The organism is Enterobacter mori LMG 25706 (assembly GCF_000211415.1).
GTDB lineage: Bacteria > Pseudomonadota > Gammaproteobacteria > Enterobacterales > Enterobacteriaceae > Enterobacter > Enterobacter mori.
On record NZ_GL890775.1, the window covers coordinates 204,708 to 226,018 of the forward strand.

At 54.3% G+C, this 21,311-nt stretch carries 19 protein-coding genes, 1 other RNA gene and 2 pseudogenes; 11 read left to right on the top strand and 11 right to left on the bottom strand.

Features of this window, described 5'->3' with window-relative positions; translation table 11 throughout:
* Positions 1-32: 32 nt before the first annotated feature.
* A complete protein-coding gene (locus ENTMO_RS0106020) occupies positions 33-344 on the bottom strand; it encodes an MGMT family protein (protein WP_010428142.1) in 312 nt (103 codons plus the stop codon).
* A gap of 170 nt (positions 345-514) precedes the next feature.
* Between ENTMO_RS0106020 and ffs the strand changes: the two genes are divergently transcribed.
* The 3 genes from ffs to ENTMO_RS0106030 all read left to right on the top strand — a co-directional run bounded on the left by ffs (position 515) and on the right by ENTMO_RS0106030 (position 1,347).
* Positions 515-611, top strand: an RNA gene (gene ffs / locus ENTMO_RS25095) — signal recognition particle sRNA small type.
* 272 nt (positions 612-883) lie between these two features.
* Complete coding sequence (locus tag ENTMO_RS0106025) at positions 884-1,135, top strand: hypothetical protein (RefSeq protein WP_010428143.1); 252 nt, start codon at positions 884-886, stop codon at positions 1,133-1,135.
* A complete protein-coding gene (locus ENTMO_RS0106030) occupies positions 1,132-1,347 on the top strand; it encodes a hypothetical protein (protein ID WP_010428144.1) in 216 nt (71 codons plus the stop codon). The genes ENTMO_RS0106025 and ENTMO_RS0106030 overlap by 4 nt, the downstream gene beginning before the upstream one ends.
* A 69-nt stretch (positions 1,348-1,416) precedes the next feature.
* Here the strand turns inward: ENTMO_RS0106030 and yczR are convergent.
* A pseudogene (yczR, locus tag ENTMO_RS23885) lies at positions 1,417-2,838 on the bottom strand (MocR-like transcription factor YczR).
* Positions 2,839-2,924: 86 nt separating this feature from the next.
* On the opposite strand from yczR, the gene yczE reads away from it, so the two are divergent.
* The 3 genes from yczE (at position 2,925) to ENTMO_RS0106050 (ending at position 7,880) form a co-directional block, all read left to right on the top strand.
* Positions 2,925-3,536: a membrane protein YczE gene (gene yczE, locus ENTMO_RS0106040; protein ID WP_010428145.1), complete on the top strand. Its 612-nt coding sequence runs from the start codon at positions 2,925-2,927 to the stop codon at positions 3,534-3,536.
* 77 nt (positions 3,537-3,613) lie between these two features.
* The gene (locus ENTMO_RS0106045) at positions 3,614-4,684 is read left to right on the top strand and encodes a LacI family DNA-binding transcriptional regulator (protein ID WP_010428146.1); all 1,071 of its coding nucleotides are present in this window, start codon (positions 3,614-3,616) and stop codon (positions 4,682-4,684) included.
* A 103-nt stretch (positions 4,685-4,787) separates the two neighbouring features.
* Positions 4,788-7,880, top strand: a complete 3,093-nt coding sequence (locus ENTMO_RS0106050; RefSeq protein WP_010428147.1) for a beta-galactosidase — start codon at positions 4,788-4,790, stop codon at positions 7,878-7,880.
* Between the two features lie 36 nt (positions 7,881-7,916).
* Here the strand turns inward: ENTMO_RS0106050 and ENTMO_RS0106055 are convergent, their stop codons facing one another.
* Positions 7,917-8,759 (bottom strand): nickel/cobalt efflux protein RcnA, encoded by an 843-nt coding sequence (locus tag ENTMO_RS0106055; RefSeq protein WP_010428148.1) that lies wholly within the window; start codon positions 8,757-8,759, stop codon positions 7,917-7,919.
* Positions 8,760-8,891: 132 nt separating this feature from the next.
* Here ENTMO_RS0106055 and ENTMO_RS0106060 point away from each other — a divergent pair, with 132 nt between their 5' ends.
* Entirely contained in the window at positions 8,892-9,164 is a 273-nt protein-coding gene (locus tag ENTMO_RS0106060) for a metal/formaldehyde-sensitive transcriptional repressor (protein WP_010428149.1), read from the top strand.
* Here ENTMO_RS0106060 and ENTMO_RS0106065 read toward each other — a convergent pair.
* Positions 9,157-10,722, bottom strand: a complete 1,566-nt coding sequence (locus ENTMO_RS0106065; RefSeq protein WP_010428151.1) for an EAL domain-containing protein — start codon at positions 10,720-10,722, stop codon at positions 9,157-9,159. The two genes, ENTMO_RS0106060 and ENTMO_RS0106065, sit on opposite strands and share 8 nt — an antisense overlap.
* A 231-nt stretch (positions 10,723-10,953) precedes the next feature.
* On the opposite strand from ENTMO_RS0106065, the gene ENTMO_RS0106070 reads away from it, so the two are divergent.
* Together ENTMO_RS0106070 and ykgO are read left to right on the top strand one after the other, a co-directional pair.
* On the top strand, positions 10,954-11,214 hold the full coding sequence (locus ENTMO_RS0106070) for a type B 50S ribosomal protein L31 (RefSeq protein ID WP_010428154.1): 261 nt from the start codon (positions 10,954-10,956) through the stop codon (positions 11,212-11,214).
* 2 nt (positions 11,215-11,216) lie between these two features.
* A complete protein-coding gene (gene ykgO, locus ENTMO_RS0106075) occupies positions 11,217-11,357 on the top strand; it encodes a type B 50S ribosomal protein L36 (RefSeq protein WP_003859006.1) in 141 nt (46 codons plus the stop codon).
* Here ykgO and ENTMO_RS0106080 read toward each other — a convergent pair.
* Complete coding sequence (locus ENTMO_RS0106080) at positions 11,354-12,064, bottom strand: GNAT family N-acetyltransferase (RefSeq protein WP_010428169.1); 711 nt, start codon at positions 12,062-12,064, stop codon at positions 11,354-11,356. The two genes, ykgO and ENTMO_RS0106080, sit on opposite strands and share 4 nt — an antisense overlap.
* A 101-nt stretch (positions 12,065-12,165) precedes the next feature.
* On the opposite strand from ENTMO_RS0106080, the gene pdxR reads away from it, so the two are divergent.
* Complete coding sequence (pdxR, locus tag ENTMO_RS0106085; RefSeq protein WP_010428171.1) at positions 12,166-13,626, top strand: MocR-like pyridoxine biosynthesis transcription factor PdxR; 1,461 nt, start codon at positions 12,166-12,168, stop codon at positions 13,624-13,626.
* On the opposite strand, the gene ENTMO_RS0106090 is transcribed toward pdxR, so the two are convergent.
* From ENTMO_RS0106090 to acrA, 6 genes and pseudogenes are all read right to left on the bottom strand, one after another.
* A complete protein-coding gene (locus ENTMO_RS0106090) occupies positions 13,598-14,065 on the bottom strand; it encodes a YlaC family protein (RefSeq protein WP_010428172.1) in 468 nt (155 codons plus the stop codon). The two genes, pdxR and ENTMO_RS0106090, sit on opposite strands and share 29 nt — an antisense overlap.
* Before the next feature lie 117 nt (positions 14,066-14,182).
* Entirely contained in the window at positions 14,183-14,734 is a 552-nt protein-coding gene (gene maa / locus ENTMO_RS0106095; protein WP_010428173.1) for a maltose O-acetyltransferase, read from the bottom strand.
* A 209-nt stretch (positions 14,735-14,943) separates the two neighbouring features.
* Entirely contained in the window at positions 14,944-15,162 is a 219-nt protein-coding gene (locus ENTMO_RS0106100; protein WP_010428174.1) for an HHA domain-containing protein, read from the bottom strand.
* 27 nt (positions 15,163-15,189) lie between these two features.
* Complete coding sequence (tomB, locus tag ENTMO_RS0106105; RefSeq protein ID WP_008499288.1) at positions 15,190-15,564, bottom strand: Hha toxicity modulator TomB; 375 nt, start codon at positions 15,562-15,564, stop codon at positions 15,190-15,192.
* A gap of 509 nt (positions 15,565-16,073) precedes the next feature.
* On the bottom strand, positions 16,074-19,220 hold the full coding sequence (gene acrB, locus ENTMO_RS0106110) for a multidrug efflux RND transporter permease subunit AcrB (protein WP_010428176.1): 3,147 nt from the start codon (positions 19,218-19,220) through the stop codon (positions 16,074-16,076).
* Between the two features lie 22 nt (positions 19,221-19,242).
* Positions 19,243-20,436 (bottom strand): annotated as a pseudogene (gene acrA / locus ENTMO_RS23890) (multidrug efflux RND transporter periplasmic adaptor subunit AcrA).
* Positions 20,437-20,577: 141 nt separating this feature from the next.
* Here acrA and acrR point away from each other — a divergent pair.
* A complete protein-coding gene (acrR, locus tag ENTMO_RS0106120; RefSeq protein WP_010428179.1) occupies positions 20,578-21,231 on the top strand; it encodes a multidrug efflux transporter transcriptional repressor AcrR in 654 nt (217 codons plus the stop codon).
* Positions 21,232-21,311: the final 80 nt, after the last annotated feature.

A 21,311-nucleotide genomic window follows, 5' to 3' on the forward strand; every position in this document is an offset into this window, starting at 1 on the left:
TCCTGCCTTTACCCTCTCCTGCGGGAGAGGGTTCAGTACACCCAACGGTATTTCTGCAAATCGATCTGTCCCGAACCTGACACCTGCACACCTTCTGACAATAACGCCTGACGCTGGCGCTGCAAATCCGGCCCGGTAAGCGAAATGGCACCGTGACGATTCACTACACGATGCCACGGCAAAGCACTTCCTTCCGGGAGCCGCTTCAGAACGCCACCGACCTGACGTGCTGCACGCGGAGAGCCTGCAAGACGCGCTACCTCACCGTAGGTGGTCACAACCCCTTCCGGGATGGAGGCCACGATTTGCCACACGCGTTGCGGGAAAGAGTCATGTTCGTCCATTTATCACTCCAGTGGGTCGTAATGAAGTGTGATGGTAAACGAAGATGAAGGCGATTGCCGCTTAAGTTTGCGCAATAAACCAGCATCCAGATGCCCATGGCTTGCAATTGACGGGCGGCATAGGGATAATGCGCCAGCGCGTTGGTTAACAACGCTCTCAATGGGGGCTCTGTTGGTTCTCCCGCAACGCTACTCTGTTCACCAGGTCAGGTCCGGAAGGAAGCAGCCAGGGCAGACGACGTGTGTGCCGGGATGTAGCTGGCAGGGCCCCCACCCATTTCTCCCCCCCCCAAAAAAAATCTTCTGCTTTAGATAGCGTTGCTCTCAGGCTATTAATCCTTATAGATAAAGTGGTTTTTATAAGCCCGGAAATATATCTTTCATTTAACTGAAATAATATTGTCATAAACCTGTAATAATAGACTGTCATTTTATTATCGGGTGTCTTTTTTCCGTCATAAGCAAAAAATATATATCTGGATTAGAAAGTTAACTTCGTGTATTAAATTAAACACGTATTCCGAAGGGAAGTGACAATTATGGCTACTGCGGCTTTCAATGTTAAAATTGATGAAGCGCTAAAAGAAAGACTTCGCCACTATGCCGAAGTTAATAATGAGAATCTAAGCGTGACCACAGAGAAACTGCTGCTGCTGGCGTTTGAAGCAGTAGAAGAGGCGGGAGTATCGGAAGAGGATATTGATAATCAGCATACGGAAGAAGAGAGCGTTTCTCCATTTACTCCTAAAGAAATCAAGGCACTACGTAAACTTCTGAAGAAGAGAAAATGAAACAACAACTGTCGACCGCCCATGACTACAAAGAGGCCTGCGATCTGTTGCGTTCAGGCTATGTTAAACATGTACGTCTTGGCTGGAATGTAGGAAGTGATGAGTTCTTTCGTATTGCGTCTGACTGGTGTGATACCGGCGCAAAAATAAAGAAAGAGGGTGAAGATTTTGTTATTTCACTGAAAGGTTTCCCGATTCCTCCTCAGCACTAATTCCTGATCTGTGAAAACAGCTGACTGCCTCTATGACAGTCAGCTGTTTTTATTATTTACGAAAAAATTTTATACCAGGCTTCGTTTAATCGCGGGCGTGGTTTTGTTCAGGGCGAGCCACAACGGCTTGATTCTCAATAACGCTTGCTCGAGTTCTTCCGGTTCAAGTGAGAAAGGCATACGCAAATAGCGATCAAATGCCCCTGAAAGACCGAACCGCGTGCCGGTCCCCATGTTGATCCCAATCGTCTCAGCCCGTGCGGCGAGCTGCGTTGCCAGCATCCCCGGCAGTTCAATCCACTACGAAAGCCCGCCTTCGGCTTCATGGAAGGTCCAGTCCGGGAAATGCTCGCGCAGGAGTTCCCCGCACTTGTTCCGTCGTTCCACCAGCATTTTCCGGCGAGTGGGCAAAAAGGTGTCGCTGTTTTCGATAAGCCACAGCGTTGCCAGCTGTTCCAGCAGAGGGGAGCCGAGGTCCAGCGTATCGCGCGCCTGAGCGAGCGCCGAGATGGTGCGTGAAGAGGCGCGGATCCAGCCGAGACGCAGGCCACCCCAGAAGCTTTTCCCGGCAGAGCCCAGCGTAATCACCGCCGCCCCAGGATTAAACGCTGCCAGAGGGGGCGGCGGCGGCGCATCAAACCAGAGATCGAGCATGGTTTCGTCCACGACCAGCGTGGTACGAGTCCGCGCGGCGATGTCGGTGATCGTCTGACGCGTTGCAGCGTCCATACAGCGTCCCGTTGGATTATGAAAATCCGGCATCAGGTAGGCCAGGCGCGGGGACGTTTGGGCAAGCGTTGCCGCGAAACCGTCGGTATCCCAGCCGCTTTCAGGCAGTGATACGCCTACCGGTCGGCAGAGTGCCCCCTGAATAGCGGCGATCGCCAGCGGGTAGGTTGGATGGTCGACGACGATGCGATCGCCTGGCCCGGTCATCATGCGCAATACCAGCGCAAAGCCGCTGACGGCACCATTTACGACCATCACTTCGTCTGCCCGCGTTGGCAGCCCGCGCGCGGTATAGCGTGCGGCAATGGCTTCCCGCAGCGCGGGCAACCCGAGCTGGTCATAGCCCGTCAGCGCAAGGTGCTGGGTAATCGCCGTCAGCGCATGGGTATACGCCTGATGGATTTCGGGCCCGGCGTTGAGTGCGGCGGTGGACAGGTCCAGCGCCGCGCTGGCCGCGGAAAGCGTCGGTACCGCGCGGGTATCCGGCAGGATCACGCGTGAGCCGCTGCCGTGGCGACTTTCCAGATAACCCTCTTCCCGCAGATGGGCGAGCGCGCTGCCAACGGTGGTTCGGCTGACGTTTAGCGTACTGGCTAATTCCCTCTCACCCGGTAGCCGCGTATTCAGCGCCAGTCTGCCATCCAGAATAAGCAGACGTAACGCATCGGCCAGCTGACGCCACAGCGGCGTACGCGATGAGGATTGTTGCCAGTGGCCTAAAAGACGTGCCAGAGACTGGCTTCCGAAACGACGAGATGACATATGCAGTCCACTATTTAGAAACTGGACATTAATCATAGAGCCATTTTGACCCAATATGAAACTCTGGTTCACTGGAGAAGATAAAAATGGTACGTCGTCTGCTACAGCTTTATGTCGGTTTAGGGCTTTATGGTCTTTCCACCGCGATGTTTATTCGTGCGGATCTGGGCGTCGATCCGTGGGACGTCTTTCACCTTGGGGTGGCCTTACAAACGGGGATGACCATTGGTACGGTCATCATTGTGACCGGTGCGGCGGTGCTTCTGCTGTGGATCCCGCTGCGTCAGATGCCAGGGCTGGGCACCCTCAGTAACGTTATTTGTATTGGGCTGGCAGCAGATGCTTCAATGGCCTTAATCCCTGAGTTGAGTTCGCTGCCTGTCCGCATCGCGCTGCTGGTGTCCGGGATCGTCGCGAACGCCATAGCAACCGGGATGTATATCGGTGCAGGTTTTGGGTCAGGTCCGCGCGACGGCCTGATGACCGGGATCCACGCCCGGTTAGGCTGGTCAATCCGCAGCGTGCGCACCTCCATTGAAGTCTCTGTCCTGATTATCGGTTGCCTGCTTGGCGGTTCATTTGGTGTGGGGACAGTGATTTACGCCCTGACCATCGGCCCGCTTATCCAGCTCTGTTTGCCGTGGTTCCGTCAAAAGCCGCGTATCGAGACGGTTCCTCAGCCTGAGCGGGTTGTTTAATTTTGCGAAGCGCTCACATGTTTTAATGGCGTCCCTGTGCCAGAATAGCGGCTTGTTATCAAGCGATGCCGGACTGCATGAAAGCGATCACACTCTATGACGTAGCCCTCCTTGCGGGGGTGTCTTACCAGACCGTGTCCCGCGTGATTAATGGCGCGGAGCACGTCTCCACCCGCACGCGGGAAAAGGTGCAGCAGGCGATGGCTGAGCTGCACTATGTGCCTAATCGGGGCGCACAGCAGCTGGCGGGGAAACGCACCCGGACGCTGGGGCTGATCACCACCGATCTGGCCCTGCATGCGCCCTCGCAAATTGTCTCAGCGGTAAAATCCCGCGCGGCAGAGCAGGGGGCAAGCGTCTTAATTTCAATGGTGGAGCATGTTCAGCAATGCCAGGCTGCGGTGCAGGAACTGCTGGCTCAGCGTGTGGAAGCCTTACTGGTCAACGTCCCGCTGGACGATCCTGACGCAGAGCAGCTTCAGAAAATGGCTTTGCCTGTGCCTGTTCTGTTCCTCGATGTTTCCCCTTCGGCGCAGGTCAACAGTCTGGTATTTAACGCCGGGCAGGGGGCCGCGCTGGGCGCGGAACATCTGATTTCTCTGGGGCATCAGCGCATCGCTCTTCTCAGTGGACCAGAGAGTTCCGTTTCAGCGCGTGCGCGTCTGGCGGGCTGGAAAACGACCCTGGCACAAGCCGGTCTTGAAGCCGCTGACGAGGTTCATGGCGACTGGAGCGCCGCCTCCGGATATGAAAAAGGCCACCAGCTTTTATCCGGATCGCAACTACCTGACGCCATTCTGGTCGCGAACGATCAGATGGCGCTGGGCGTGATGCGCGCCTGCGTTGAGAAGGGCATTGCTATACCGGGCCAGATATCGATTGTCGGGTTTGATGACACGGCCGACAGCGCCTGGTTTTCACCGCCGCTGACCACCGTTCGGCAGGCTTTTCGTGAAGCGGGCGAGCGCAGCGTGGAATGGCTGCTGACGCCGACGAGAAGCGAAAAATGCTGGCAAGAGCAGCTTCCCGTCACGCTGATCGCGCGTCATTCGAGCTCCCGTCGCGCAGCCGATCGGGTTGATCGGGAAGAGCTTGCCCATCAACTGAGAAATCTGGCATTGCTGGCTGAAAAAACCGCGCGGGGATAAATCTTTTGTGATCCGGCTCGCTACGTGAGGATCGCACACTTTACCCTTCTCTGTTGCCAGGGCATGTTGACTAAAATTGTGAGCGCTTCGCAAAGAGGTTATTATGTCTGACACATCATCGCTGACCCTCAGCGCACTTCTGGCTCGTCGGGACTGGGAAAACCCCGGGGTGACGCAGTGGAATCGCCTGGCGGCCCACGCGTCGTTTCACAGCTGGCGTGACGAAGCCTCTGCCAGAGAAGAGGCTAAAACCCCGAACAAACGTTCTCTCAACGGGGTGTGGCAGTTTAGCTTTTTTGCAGCACCAGAACAGGTTACGCAGGCATGGGTAGAAGAGGATTATACCGATGCCGTCGCGATGCCCGTTCCTTCGAACTGGCAGATGCAGGGCTTTGATACGCCGATCTACACCAATGTGACCTATCCGATCCCCGTCAATCCGCCCTGCGTTCCGACAGAGAATCCTACCGGTTGTTACTCGCTCACATTTGAGATGGATGACGCCTGGCTGCACGGCGGGCAAACCCGCATTATCTTCGACGGGGTAAACTCAGCATTCCATCTCTGGTGCAACGGCCAGTGGATTGGCTATTCCCAGGACAGTCGCCTGCCCGCCGAGTTTGATCTCACGGCAGCGCTGCTCTCAGGCCAGAACCGTCTGGCGGTCATGGTGCTGCGCTGGTGCGACGGGAGCTATCTTGAAGATCAGGATATGCGGCGCATGAGCGGTATTTTCCGTGACGTATCGCTGCTGCATAAGCCTGAGACGCAGATTGCGGATTACCACGTTGTGACCAATCTCAACGCAGAGTGCGACCGCGCAATGCTTAACGTCGACGTCGCGCTGGCCGGCTCCTGCTATTCAGCCTGCGAAGTGGTCATCACCCTGTGGCGAACCGGCGAAAAATGCGCCAGCGTCACGCAACGCCCCGGCTCTGCGGTGGTCGACGAGCGAGGGCGCTGGGCCGAGCGGCTAGCGGTGGCGATCCCCGTCAAAGATCCCGCACTGTGGAGTGCGGAAACGCCTGAACTTTACCGGCTGACAATTGCGCTTAGGGACGCACAGGGTGATGTGCTGGACGTCGAGGCATGCGACGTCGGCTTTCGCCGGGTTGAAATCAGCAATGGCCTGCTGAAGCTAAACGGTAAACCGCTGCTGATTCGGGGCGTGAACCGCCATGAGCATCATCCGGAAAACGGGCAGGTGATGGATGAAGCGACGATGCGCCGTGATATCGAGCTGATGAAGCAGCATAACTTTAACGCCGTCCGTTGCTCGCATTACCCGAATCATCCGCTGTGGTACAGGCTTTGCGATCGCTACGGTCTGTACGTTGTGGACGAGGCCAATATCGAAACCCATGGCATGGTGCCAATGAGCCGTCTTGCTGACGATCCCCGCTGGCTGCCTGCCATGAGTGAACGCGTGACCCGCATGGTGCAGCGCGATCGTAACCATCCGTCCATTATCATCTGGTCGCTGGGGAATGAGTCCGGACACGGTGCAAACCATGATGCGCTTTACCGCTGGCTGAAAACTACCGATCCAACGCGCCCTGTACAGTACGAAGGCGGTGGGGCGAATACGGCAGCAACCGACATTGTCTGTCCGATGTATGCTCGTGTTGATCAGGACCAGCCGTTCCCGGCGGTGCCAAAATGGGCGATCAAAAAATGGATCGGCATGCCGGATGAAACTCGCCCGCTGATCCTCTGTGAATATGCCCACGCGATGGGCAACAGCTTTGGCGGGTTCGCCAGGTACTGGCAGGCATTTCGCAGTCATCCGCGCCTGCAGGGCGGGTTCGTCTGGGACTGGGTCGACCAGGCGCTGACGAAGAAAGACGAAAACGGCAAACCCTTCTGGGCTTACGGCGGTGACTTCGGTGATAAACCGAATGACCGACAGTTCTGCCTGAATGGTCTGGTATTCCCGGATCGCACGCCGCATCCGGCGCTATATGAAGCGCAGCGCGCACAGCAGTTTTTCACCTTTACGTGCGTGAGTACCTCTCCGCTAGTGATTGAGGTGAAAAGTGATTACCTGTTCCGCCATACCGACAACGACGTGGCGAGATGGTCGGTTACCCGCGACGGGGAGGTGCTGGCTCAGGGTGAGGTTGCGCTTTCCATTCCCCCTCAGGGGCAGCAGCGTCTGGAAATCTCGCTGCCGACGCTGACGGCCGAGCCGGGAGAGGCCTGGCTTAATGTGGAGGTTATCCAGCCGCAGGCAACAGCCTGGTCACCGGCGAATCATCGCTGCGCGTGGGATCAGTGGCTGCTTCCGACGCCGCTGTACGTTACGCCACCGCGGGCAGTCGGGATCCCGCCGGTATTCACAGAGCAGGATGATGTGCTGGACATTACCCATGGAGAGCAACGCTGGCGGTTCGATCGCGCCTCGGGAAATCTCACGCAGTGGTGGAACAAGGGCGTTGAAACGCTGCGCTCGCCGCTGACGGATAACTTTACCCGTGCGCCACTGGATAATGACATTGGCGTGAGCGAAGCCACGCAAATCGATCCGAATGCCTGGGTTGAACGCTGGAAAGCGGCCGGAATGATTGAGATGTCTGCTCGCCTGCTTATGTGTGAAGCGGAATCGCATGCCAATGACGTGGTCGTGACCACGCGACACGTCTGGGAGTATCGCGGTAAGGCGCTGTTTTTGAGCCATAAGGTCTGGCGGATTGACGATTGCGGCGTGCTGCATGGAGATGTGCAGGTGCAGGTGGCGTCCGATATTCCCGAGCCCGCGCGTATAGGCCTGAGCGCCCAGTTTGCTCAGGTACCGGATACGGTGCGCTGGCTGGGGCTGGGGCCGTTCGAGAACTATCCGGACAGGAAGCTCGCGGCGCAGCAGGGGCGCTGGACTTTGCCGCTCGATGCGATGCAGACCCCCTACATTTTCCCGACAGAAAATGGTCTGCGCTGTGACACTCGAGAGCTTGTCTGCGGGGCGCACGTGCTTCAGGGAAATTTCCATTTCTCCGTCAGCCGCCACAGCCAACAGCAGCTTCGTGAGACAACGCATCAGCACTTACTGTGCGATGAGCCGGGCTGCTGGCTCAACCTGGATGCATTCCATATGGGCGTTGGCGGTGATGATTCCTGGAGCCCAAGCGTTTCACCTGAATTCATCCTGCAACATCGTCAGCTTCGCTACACCTTTAGCTGGCATCAGAACGCACTTTAGCGCGCCAGTCGCGGCCACCGTGGGTGGCCGCGTCGCTCAGGATAAAATTCCGCTCAGCCCGTGAAGACTCATAGTGATCCCGACGAGGGTAATCAGTGCCGCAGATATCCAGGGCGCTTTTCGCGAAAACTTGCTGAAACCCGGCCAGCGCTTCGTCGCGTGCTTAAGGCTTAAGGCGGCAATCGCGCCTGAAGCCACCAGCGTCAGTGCGAGGCCAATACTGAAGCTGAACACCAGCGTTGCGCCGAGTGCGAAGTGCTTGAGCTGCAGGCAAATCAGCAGCACCGTGATGGACGCCGGGCAGGGAATAAGCCCGCCCGTCAGGCCAAACAGGGCGATCTGCCCGGTAGTGACGTTTTGTCCGTTGAAACGACGGTTAATATCCTGGGCATGCGCGCGCTGGTGGGCGTCTTGCCACTCTTCTTCAACCAGTTGATGACCAGGGTTGTGATGATCATGATGATGCTCGTGCTCGTGCTCGTGCTCGTGCTCGTGCTTGTGCTCGTGCTCGTGCTCGTGATGATGATGCTCGTGCGGCTGGCTCGCTTTCCAGGTGCGCCAGGCCATCCAGAGCGCGATCGCAATGATCAACACGCCAGAGATCAGCTGGAACCAGGGCTCAGACGTATGAGCATCCCAGCCCCGACCAAACCATAATCCCGCCATCGCAATGATCCAGACCACCGCCGTGTGCGACAGGGTTGCGGCAAGCCCGAGAAGGATCGCCTGCTTAAGCGTCCCGCGGATCGCCACGATAAAAGCGGCCATCATCGTTTTTGAGTGGCCCGGCTCAAGGCCGTGCAGCGCACCGAGCAAAATAGCGCTGGGCACAAACAGCCAGGCGTTGCCCTGTTGAAGGAGAGAAGCAAAATCGTTCATTGAACATTCCGGGATAAAAACTGTGCTCTGATACTACTCCCCCCCAGTAGTCTAATACTACCCCCCAGTAGAAAAATACTCAGGGGGAGTAGGGCGTGATATGCTTAAAACGTCAAAATTAGGGGGAAAGAGATGTCACATACGGTTCGCGACAAGAAGATGTTATTAACCCGCCTGAAAAAAATTCAGGGGCAGAGCAACGCGCTGGAAAAAATGCTTAATAGCGACCACGAATGCGCCGATGTTCTCCAGCAGCTGGCAGCGATCCGCGGGGCGGTCAACGGCATGATGATGCAGGTGATCGAGGGCCATTTAACCGATCACGTGGTGAAAGAGCCCGAAGAAGAGCAGCGTGAAGCCGATCTTGGCGTGGTTTTAAAGGTGATCAAATCCTACCTTAAGTAGAATGTGTCTTGAGGTTTATTTCCGCCCAGAGAATAAACTCCTCCCTTGGCAGCGCCTTACTGTAGTACCACCCCTGTCCATACTGCACCCCGTGAAGGTGCAGCCAGCGGAGCTGCCCGTCGGTCTCTATACCCTCCGCCACCATGGCCAGATTCAGCGATTTCGCCATTTCAATAATGTGCGGGGTGACGTTTTTATACTCCAGCGCGTCCACAAACGACTTATCAATCTTTAACGTGTCGACGTCCAGATCCTGTAGGTAGCTCAGACTGGAATAACCGGTACCAAAATCATCGATATAGATGGCATGACCCGAACGGCGAAATGCCGCGATGGCCGGTGCGCTAATTTTAGGATCGGCAAAGCCGCGCTCGGTTAACTCAAGGGCGATCTGCCTGGGATGGACTTTCCACTTATTGAGCAACTGGCTCAGCAGAGGCGGCAACTTGCCGGAGAGTAAATCGGCAGGTGCAAGGTTAATGGAAATATGCTGATCGCCATGCAGATGTAGCCAGTGACCCATATCCTCAAACAGTTTTTCGATGACTAGCTGCGTCAGTTGCGAAATAAGGCCCGTCTGTTCCGCTAGCGGAACGAAAATTTCCGGTGAGAGATAGCTCCCGTCAGGCTGAGGCCAGCGGGCAAGCGCCTCTGCACCGACAATTTTCCCACTGCAGAGCGCCACAATGGGCTGGTAGTTAACCACAAATTCACGGTTATTAATCGCATCAAGCAGCCTGTAGCGTGGGGATTGTATACGCCGCAGAATACGCAGAACAAAAAGCGCGGCAAGCAGGCTTATCAACACGCCAAACGGTAGCCAGAAAAGAAGCTGCCGATGCCAGGTTTCAGCCAGCGGTTTTAACGCCGCCCAGGCGACGATATTAAACCCCAGTTCAGGAACAGGCTTAATAATATACATTGAGCCGTTGTACTGAACGCGGGTCATTTCCCGATCGACAATCATGTTGCGGATATGAGGAGCAAGCGTGTCGCTGCTGGCAAAAACGAGGTGTGTTGAGCTGCCTACCAGCGCGGCATCAATTGCGATCTCACCGAAAGGGATCACGTCCACCAACGAGGCTGGATCGATCAGCACAAGGTAATGGCCTTTGCCGAGTGCGGCCATATAGCGGTTAAAACCAAGATCGTTTTGCGTGGTCAGCCAGGCACTGTAACCATCTGCAGTAATGCGCATCGGGGGCGGGAAAGCGGCTGCGTCGCTGTCTTGTTCCAGCGAGGAGCAGAGGGGCTTCAGGCTGTCGATGTAGATCACTTCCTGAACATAACGCCATGAGAAAGCAACCCGACGCATTTCCCGTAAATGTAGATAACTACAGGGAGGCCCCTCAAAGGCCTGAAGCCGGGTCAGCGCTTCTTTTGCCTGATCAACAACCCTGTCTGTACGAAGCAGCACGCGGGAGGCGTAACTATCAAGCACATCGACAAATTTATCCTCCGCCTGGCGATGCGCCAGCCAGATACTGAGGCAAATCGGTACCAGCACAGAAAAGATCAGTATGCCTGTGACCAGGCTGACCAGATGTCGGGTTTTCATGCTGCTGTTTCCTTTCTCATATGCCTGTTTCCGGGCACAGAGTCGCTTGTCGGAGGCGAAAGATTTTACCGCGAAATGATATAGTTATAGCACGCAGGCGTCATGATTTTCATTTTGTCGCAGACCTTTAAGGAAGTTTTGCGAGGAAGGGGGGGAATTTTCAGGGGTTGTTTTTTCAACTGAGCCTGGATATTATTTTGTTATGTTATAACAAAACATGAAGAGCGTATAATGAAACCTGATATCCATCCAGCCTATCGCACCGTGGTGTTTCACGACACCAGTGCCAACGAATACTTTAAAGTCGGATCGACCATCAAGACCGACCGTGAAATTGAGCTCGACGGTGAAACGTATCCGTACATCACCATCGAAGTCTCTTCAAAATCACACCCGTTTTATACCGGCAAGCAGAAAACGTTCTCGACGGATGGCAGCGCTGCGCGCTTCCGCAAACGTTTTGGCGGCTTTCTTAATGCGAAGCGGGGTTAACCATGCAGGTACTTAACTCGCTGCGCAGTGCGAAACAGCGTCACCCGGATTGCCAGATCGTAAAACGTAAGGGACGCTTGTACGTCATTTGCAAATCGAACCCGCGCTTTAAAGCCGTTCAGGGTCGTAAAAAAAGACGCTAAACGCGCGTTTCACGCCAACTTTCCAGGGATCTGATCTGTTTGCCATCGACGGTAAAATTGTCGGTGGCAAGCCAGTTTTCAAACGCTTTCGCCAGCATCGGCCACTCGCTGTCGATGATTGAGAACCAGTCCGTATCCCGGTTGTGTCCTTTCGTCACCAGAGCCTGACGAAAGCGCCCTTCAAACTGAAATCCCAGACGGAGCGCCGCCTTGCGGGAAGGTTCGTTCAGGCTGTTACATTTCCATTCATAGCGGCGGTATCCCAGCACGTCGAACGCATACTGCATCAGAAGATATTGCGCTTCTGTGGACATCGGCGTGCGGCTAAGAAGGGGGGAGAAATGAACGTGTCCCACCTCCATAACGCCGTTTGTCGGATCGATACGCATCAGCGCCAGCGTACCGACTGGTGCCTGAGTCTGATTATCAATGACGGTGAAATGTATTGGATCCGGTAATTCACATACGCTTGCCACCCACGCGGCAAATTCTCCTGCGGTGGCATCAGGTTCACGCAGCAGCCATGTCCAGCTGCGGGTATCTTCTGCCAGACGATAGGCGGAAAAGAGGGCATCGGCATGTTCCACACGCAGCGGCTCCAGCCGACAGTAGCGGCCATGCAGATGCACGCGGGAAGGCGGCTGGCGGGGTTGCCAGTCGATAAGTTCATCGCCAACAGGTTGTCCAAACTGATTGAATGTGCTCATGTTATTTTCCGCTCTGCTGTAAGTGATCCCAGAGTAAATAAATGCTGGTTCCTTAAAAAGTACCAGCGAGGTATGTTCTGGTGGTACCACGGAGAGAGAAAATGAATATACCTGGCGATGAATTTTATACCCTGATTACTGCTGCGCTGAAAAAGCGCGGTGAAGAGACCTTGCAGCGCACGCTGTATCTTGCCATACGTGAAGCTGTCCTGCAGGGAAGGCTGCAGGCTGAAAGCCGCTTACCGGGCTCCCGGGTGATTGCGCAGCAGCTTTCCGTGTCCCGTAACACCGTCAATGCGGCGCTTGAGCAACTTTCGCTCGAAGGGTATCTGCTGCGCAGTCGTCAGGCTACACGCGTGGCGCAACTGGCTCAGCGCGGAAATCGACAGGATTTTCCCGAGCCGACCGTCACGCTGGCTAAGCGAGTGACGCAGCTGCCAGAGCCGACGCCGCGGGAGACGCCGGTACTCGCTTTTACGCCCGGCACGCCAGCCATCAATTATTTTCCTCTTCCGCTCTGGCGGCGCTTGTACGATCGCGTTTTACGCGAGGAAGGGAGTGCATTGCTTGGCTATGGCGATCCGGCCGGGGAATCCTCATTACGTGAGGCGATTGCCCGCCATCTTGCCCTGTCGCGGGGGATTGATTGCGATGCCAGCCAGATTGTTATTACCGAGGGGGCTTTGGAAGGGGTGAATCTCTGCACGCAGTTGTTGAGCGAGCCGGGGGATATCGCGTGGATTGAAGATCCCGGCTATGCGGGGGCAAAAAGCGCGTTTGCGAAATCGGGATTAACGATGGTGGGCATGCCCGTGGACGACGAGGGAATGAACTGGGAAGGGCAACATGCAGCGCGCCCTGGGCTTATCTTTACTTCGCCTTCACATCAGTTTCCCTACGGGAGCGTGCTGAGCGCGCGTCGGCGCTTGTCATTGCTGGCGCTTGCGCTCCAGCATAAGGCCTGGATTATCGAGGACGATTACGACAGCGAGTTTCGGTATTCCGGAGAGCCGGTGCCAGCAATGCTGGGAATGGTCAATAACGCGCCGGTGGTTTATCTGGGTACATTCAGTAAAACACTGTTCCCGTCGCTCCGAATCGGTTTTATGGTCATCCCACCGTCGCTGGCAAACGCGGCGCGTCCGGCCATTGGTGTGTTATTGCGTGGGGGGCATCGTGCGGAACAGCGTACGCTGGCGCTGTTTATTGAAGAGGGCCATTACGCTCGTCATCTTGCCGCCATGCGTCGGCTCTATCGGAAACGCTACCGGCAGCTGCGCGACGTGCTCAACGCGGAGCTACATGTCGCGCATCGTGTGCTGGCGGCGGAGGGCGGCATGCACCTGACGGTGGCGATTGACGGGATTAATGACAAGGCGATTGTTCAGCAGGCGAGGGCATTTCAGCTGGCCCCCGCGGCGTTAAGCGGGTACTACCTGACGCCGAAGCAGGGGCAAACCGGTCTTGTACTGGGGTACGGTAATACCTCTGCTTCTCAATTTGCGTCAGGTATCCGACGCCTACAGACGCTGATTACACAGCAGCAGAACGGGAAAGCGTAAAGACGTCATAGAAAGAGAGCTGGCCTTTGGTTGAAACCATTTTCTGCAGCTTCTCTTTCTGCCCGGTCTCCACAGCAGGGGAGTGTAAAATGCTGTCGATCAATTCTGTCGGCACAAAGCGCGTGTTGTACCACTCGCCGTTATAGCAGACCCGGAAATCAAGCACGTCGATATCTTCGTAGCGGTAGCGGGGATTAACGTCGAAAAAGAAGAACGCGTTAAATACCACAAACAGCACAACGAGCAGCCAGACGGAGTCCACCAGGGTTTCGGATGTCAGCATCACCACAAGCGTTGCCAGCCAGGCAGCGTACATGGCGACAAACAGTCCCGGATGCTTGCGGATGAAGCTAATGCTAAAACGCGGGCGATTGTCGCGCTTTTCGCGGTGGTTAAGATCGTCGATGGTGGCGGTGAGCAGGCGCTGTATCTCGGTCATTTTCTGCCTTCATGATTGTTGAAAATACAGGGGATCTACCTATTTTAGGGGAGCCACCAGGCTGAAAAAAGTAACAGTCAGGCGTTAAAAGACTATAACAGTTGGCTCCCCGATACTTTAGAGCATCTTGATGATTTTTGCCGGATTGCCGCCAACGACAGCATTGGCCGGTACATCTTTTGTCACCACCGCGCCAGAAGCCACCACCACATTATCACCCAGCGTGACGCCAGGATTAATGACGGCGCGCCCGCCAATCCAGACGTTATTGCCAATGGTTACGGGCTTGCCAAACTCGACGCCGCTGTTGCGTTCATCGGGATCCAGCGGATGAGTTGCCGTGTAGATATGCACACCCGGTGCCAGCATGCAGTTGTCGCCAATATGAATAGGGCAGACATCCAGCATCACGCAATCGAAGTTAGCGTAAAATTCTTTACCCAGGTAAATGTTGTAACCATAGTCACAGCGGAAACTCGGCTCGATATACGCGCCTGCGCTTTGTCCTAAAAGTTCCGCCAGAATGTTCTGGCGTTCAGTTTTCGCGTCGGGGGCGGTGTGGTTATAGCGGTGAATCAGATGGCGGGCTCGCAGCCGATCGCCCCGTAACGTCTCATCACCAGGGCAGTAATGTTCACCTGCAATCATCTTCTGTTTTTCTGTGCTCATTCAGGAACCTCTCTGGATATCATTACTGCAGAGTAATAGGGATAGGTCAGTAAGGGAACGTTCCCGGAAAACCTGTGTGATAAGAGTCACAACAATGTTGCGGATGAGCACGTTTTACACGGAGACCTGCTTTCGCACAGGGAGCGTAAGTCGAAAGGTGTATACAAACCAGAACGTGACGTAGAACCTCTACAGATACACGTTAAAGATTAACGAACAAATTTCCATACGGACGTTGGGATTTTGTCATACAGCTTATTCATGGTCAGCTCAGCGAGCCGATGGTCAGCGGCTGAATAAAATACAGCCAGTTCATTATCAGACAGCTCGTATTTATTTTTTTCGATGACACGTTCGAGCGTGTCTATTGACTGACAACGTCGCAAGCGCATCAAATAATCGACTTTTGTTAATGGTTTATCAGACATAAATTCACCTTAGTAATTGTAATAATTTTAACAGGAAAGACTAACCGGGTTTGCTCTGCTCACGTTGACGAAGCAGCGGAATAGCCGATTTCCCGATTTACGCCATTTTTGCAAATCCTGGGCGTTAATGCCGTAGCTACTGAACAACATAAAGGTGTCGTCCAGGTATTCGTCAATTTGCTCAATGAGCTTATTATCTTCATTGTACTTAATTTTATAATTAAGTGCGAAGGTTGCAATATGCTCTATCAGCTCGTTCAACTGTAAATTGATCGCAGACGTTGGGTCATTCACCCAGCCATGGTTACTTTCATCAAGATTGGCAAGGCAGTCATGGTACAAGGATTCGCAGAGAAATTTCAACTGCGCGATATCATGCCTTTTTGGCGAGTACTCGTCCATAGCGCATCCCCTTCTGAGTGATTTCTTACTCACCGAACATCATGTCGGGATGGATACAACATACTTAGCCGCACGGGTGCTGTGTTCCTGATAACTCTAACTATAAGCCACTCTGATCGAGATTTCACCGCGCTATTACGAAAAATTACAATTAAAACCTGATACTGCGAGCGTTTACGCAATTGCCCGGCCTGAACAGAACGATTTTATCCGAATTAACACTGATTTTTTATCGCGTCCTTACGTTTCATTGATTTAGCGTAAACTGTCAGACGAAGACCAGATTCGGACTTTTCTTTGTTCGATAGTGGTGCTAGGAATATTCCTAATAATTTACGCGACGAAATGAAATTAAAAAAATCATGAATTCGCCGATTAAGTTTTCAGTTAATTATGATATGTCTTATTAAGATGACAGAAAATAAATAGCACCACAATAAGCGTAATTTATGATTTTTTTGAAATGAAAAAGGCCGCAAATGCGGCCTTTTTATCATATGAAACCGGTATCAGTGAGGTTCTACCGAATGACTGTGCTCAACGTCTTCATTCTTACGGCTGAAGCGGCGGCGAACCACCACGAAGAACACCGGTACGAAGAAGATCGCAAGAACGGTCGCGGTTACCATCCCACCCATTACGCCGGTACCTACTGCGTTCTGCGCGCCGGAGCCCGCACCGGAGCTGATAACCAGCGGCATTACACCGAGGATAAATGCCAGAGACGTCATCAGGATTGGACGCAGACGCATACGAACAGCTTCGAGCGTCGCCTCAATCAGACCTTTGCCTTCTTTCTCCATCAGATCTTTGGCGAATTCCACGATAAGTATCGCGTTCTTCGCCGACAAGCCAATGGTTGTCAGCAGGCCCACCTGGAAGTAAACGTCGTTGGTCAACCCACGGAACGTTGCGGCAAGCAGCGCACCGATAACCCCCAGTGGAACAACCAGCATAACGGAGAACGGAATCGACCAGCTCTCATACAGTGCCGCCAGACACAGGAAGACCACGATGAGTGAAATGGCGTACAGGGCAGGGGCCTGGTTCCCGGACAGACGTTCCTGATAGGACATACCGGTCCAGTCATAGCCGATACCTGCAGGCAGTTTACTGGCGAGTTCTTCCATCAGGTTCATCGCTTCACCGGTGCTTCGACCCGGCGCAGCCTGACCCAGGATTTCCATCGATGGCAAGCCGTTATAGCGTTCCAGACGCGGTGAACCGTATTCCCAACGCGAGGTTGAGAAGGCGGAGAACGGTACCATCTGCCCATCGCTGCCGCGAACGTACCAGTTATTGATGTCGTTCGGCAACATACGGTACTGCGCTTCTGACATCACGTACACCTTCTTCACACGACCGCGGTCGATGAAGTCGTTGACGTAGCTACCGCCCCAGGCTGCGCCCAGTGTGGTATTGATGTCGCTGATGGACACACCCAGCGCCTGGGCTTTTTCCTGGTCGATGTCGATTTTATACTGCGGCGTATCTTCCAGACCGTTTGGACGCACGCCGACCAGCAGGTCAGGGTGTTTAGCCACTTCACCAAACAGCTGGTTACGCGCCTGAGTCAGTTTCTCGTGACCCAAACCACCCTGGTCAATCAGCTGGAAGTCGAAACCGGTCGCCGTACCCAGTTCAACAATCGCTGGCAGGTTAAAGGCGAAGACCATCGCATCTTTAATCTGCGAGAAGGTGCCCATAGCGCGGCCGGTGATCGCTTCAACTTTATTCTCTTCGCCCGGACGTTCAGACCAGTCTTTCAGAGAAACGAAGGCGATACCGGTGTTCTGACCACGACCCGCAAAGCCAAAGCCGTTAACCGCAAACACGGATTCAACGTTGTCTTTCTCTTTGGTGAGGTAGTAGTCCGTCACTTCGTCCAGCACTTTCTGGGTACGCTCTTGCGATGCACCCGCCGGGAGCTGTGCCATCGTCAGGAACACGCCCTGGTCTTCATCCGGCAGGAACGAGCTTGGCAGACGAACGAACAGGAAAGCCATGCCCACCACGATGATGATATAGAGCAGCAGATAACGACCGGTGCTGCGCAGGATGTTGCCCACGCTGTCGGTGTAATGGTGCGTGCTCTTATCAAACATGCGGTTAAACCAGCCGAAGAACCCTCTGTGCTCGCCGTGACCGCCTTTCTGAATCGGCTTCAGCATGGTGGCACACAGGGCAGGTGTCAGGATCAACGCCACCAGCACGGACAGCGCCATCGCGGAAACGATGGTAATAGAGAACTGACGGTAAATCGCACCGGTTGACCCCCCGAAGAAGGCCATCGGGATAAATACCGCAGACAGCACCATCGCGATACCGACCAGCGCGCCCTGGATTTGCCCCATCGATTTACGGGTTGCTTCCTTCGGCGGCAGGCCTTCCTCCGCCATCACACGCTCGACGTTCTCTACCACAACGATGGCGTCATCCACCAGCAAGCCGATGGCGAGCACCATCCCGAACATCGTCAGGGTGTTTATCGAGTAGCCAAATATCGACAGGATTGCAAAGGTCCCGAGCAGTACGACCGGAACGGCGATGGTTGGGATCAGCGTCGCACGGAAGTTTTGCAGGAACAGGTACATGACCAGGAAGACGAGGATGATCGCCTCAACCAGGGTTTTTACCACTTCGTGAATCGAGATTTTAACGAACGGCGTGGTGTCATACGGATATACGATTTTCAGACCTGACGGGAAGAAAGGTTCCATCTTCTTCAGCTCTGCACGGATAGCCGTGGCGGTGTCCAGGGCGTTAGCGCCTGTCGCCAGTTTGATACCCAGACCGGAAGCAGGTTTGCCGTTGAACTTCGCGATGATGTCGTAGTTCTCACCGCCCAGCTCAACTTTCGCCACGTCGCGCAGGCGAACCTGAGAACCGTCCTGATTCACTTTCAGCAGAATTTTGCTGAACTCATCGGCGGACGTCAGACGCGTCTGTGCGATGATCGAGGCGTTAAGCTGCTGGCCTTTCACCGGCGGCGTACCGCCTAGCTGACCGGCTGCCACCCGGGCGTTCTGTGCTTTGATCGCGCTGATTACGTCAACCGGCGTCAGCTGGAAGTTGTTCAGCTTGTTCGGATCCATCCAGATACGCATCGCGTACTGGGAACCAAACAGCTGCACGTCACCCACACCGGAAGTACGGCTGATGGCGTCCTTCATGTTGGCGCCCACGTAGTCGGAAATATCCTCCTGCGTCATGGTGCCGTTGGTGTTGATAACGCCGACAACCATCAGGAAGCTACTGGACGATTTCTCGACGCTCACGCCCTGCTGTTGTACTTCCTGCGGCAGCAGCGGCATCGCCAGCTGCAGTTTGTTCTGCACCCGAACCTGCGCGATGTCAGCACCGGTACCTGACTCGAAGGTCAGGGTGATCTGACCTGTACCGGTGGAGTCACTGTTTGAGGACATGTACATCAGGTTATCGATACCGTTCATGTTCTGTTCGATAACCTGAGTCACGGTGTCCTGCACCGTTTTTGCATCAGCCCCTGGGTAGGTTGCGGAGATCGTCACCGCCGGTGGCGCAATCGTTGGATATTGCGCGACGGGCAGCTTCAGGATCGCAAGTCCCCCAGCTAGCATGATGATTATGGCGATCACCCACGCAAATATGGGGCGATCGATAAAGAAATTAGGCATGTCTTAACGGCTCCTGTTTAAGTTAAGACTTGGTTTGTTCTGACTGACCAGCGGCTGAAGCTTGTTGTTTATCGTCAGACTTCACTTCCTGTGCTTTAACCTGCGCGCCAGGACGAACTTTTTGCAAACCAGTGATAATCACGCGATCGCCATCTTTCAGACCTTCCGTCACCAGCCATTTATCGCCAATCGCCTGCGTAGCAGTGATATTGCGGGTTTCGACTTTGTCATCAGCCCCGACAACCAGTGCGCTCGCATCGCCGCGTGGCGTACGGGTCACACCCTGCTGTGGAACCAGAAGTGCGGTTGGATTCGTCCCTTCTTCCAGACGCGCGCGAACGAACATACCAGGCAACAGCGTGTTGTCCGGGTTCGGGAAAATCGCACGTAAGGTGATGGAACCGGTGGTCTGGTCGACCGTCACATCAGAGAATTCCAGTGTGCCTGACTGTGGGTATTTGATACCGTCATTGGTCACAAGCTCCACTTTGGCTTTGCCGTTTTCCTGTTGCAGCTTGCCACTTGCGAGCTCTTGCTTCAGACGCAGGAAATCATTGCTGGACTGTGTGACGTCAACGTAGATCGGATCAAGCTGCTGCACGGTAGCCAGCGCCGAGGCCTGACCGTTCTGCACCAGCGCCCCTTCCGTCACGGAAGATTTACCAATACGACCGCTGATAGGGGAGGTCACTTTGGTGTAGGCCAGGTTAATACGCGCGGTTTCGACGGCGGCTTTCGCGGCAACGACGGCAGCGTTGGTCTGCTGTGCATCCGCCAGCGCAGTATCGTAATCCTGTTGACTGATGTACTGCGTACCGAGCAGTTTTTTATAGCGGCTCAGCGTGAGCTGGGAGATTTTGGCTGCAGCTTCAGCTTTCGCCAGATCGCCTTTCGCGCTTTCATAAGACGCCTGATAGGTTGCTGGATCAATCTGCTACAGAGACTCACCGGCTTTCACATCACCGCCTTCCGTGAAGTTACGTTTCAGGATAATACCGCTCACCTGAGGACGCACTTCCGCAATGCGGTAAGCACTCGTACGGCCTGGTAATTCTGTGGTGATTTGTAGAGGTTCAGATTTGAGCGTCACAACGCCTACTTCTGGCGCCTGCTGAGCTCCTTGTTGAGCCGGTTTGTCGTCACATCCTGTTAGCGCTAAGCTGCCTGAGAGCATCAGAACGACCGCCAGAGGCGTTAACCCTCTGTTTTTGTTCATATGTAAACCTCGAGTGTCCGATTTCAAATTGATCAAGGGTCCTGAGTCTAAAAACCCATTGCTGCGTTTATATTATCGTCATGCTATGGTACATACATTCACAAATGTATGTAAATCTGACTCCTGTAAATTCACTGACATATGGCACGAAAAACCAAACAACAAGCGCTGGAAACCCGACAACACATTCTGGATGTGGCGATTCGTTTGTTCTCTCAGCAGGGTGTGTCATCAACCTCGCTGGCGCAGATTGCTCAGGCCGCGGGCGTCACGCGGGGAGCGATTTACTGGCATTTTAAAGACAAGTCAGATCTGTTTGGTGAAATCTGGGAGCTTTCAGAATCCAACATTAGCGATCTAGAGACTGAGTATCGGGCAAAATTCCCCGACGATCCACTCTCAGTATTAAGAGAAATTCTAGTATATATCCTTGAAGCAACGGTAGTTGAAGAACGTCGCAGGCTAATGATGGAAATTATTTTTCATAAATGCGAGTTCGTGGGCGAAATGGCGGTCGTCCAGCAGGCGCAGCGTAGCCTGTGTCTGGAGAGCTATGACCGTATCGAACAGACGCTAACGCAATGTATTCAGGCAAAAACATTACCGGCCAACCTGCTGACGCGACGCGCCGCCATCCTGTTACGTAGCTATGTCTCCGGGCTGATGGAGAACTGGCTATTTGCGCCACAATCTTTTGATCTTAAAAACGAAGCTCGTAGCTACGTCGCCATTTTGCTGGAGATGTTGCAATTTTGCCCGACGCTGCGTGACGAAACCCACTCCGTTCCTGCCTGACCGTCGCCAGGATTTATCCTGGAGGTTCATGTTCTTGCTATTCTGCTTTCAGCGGGCGTGATATTCTTCACGCCGGACTA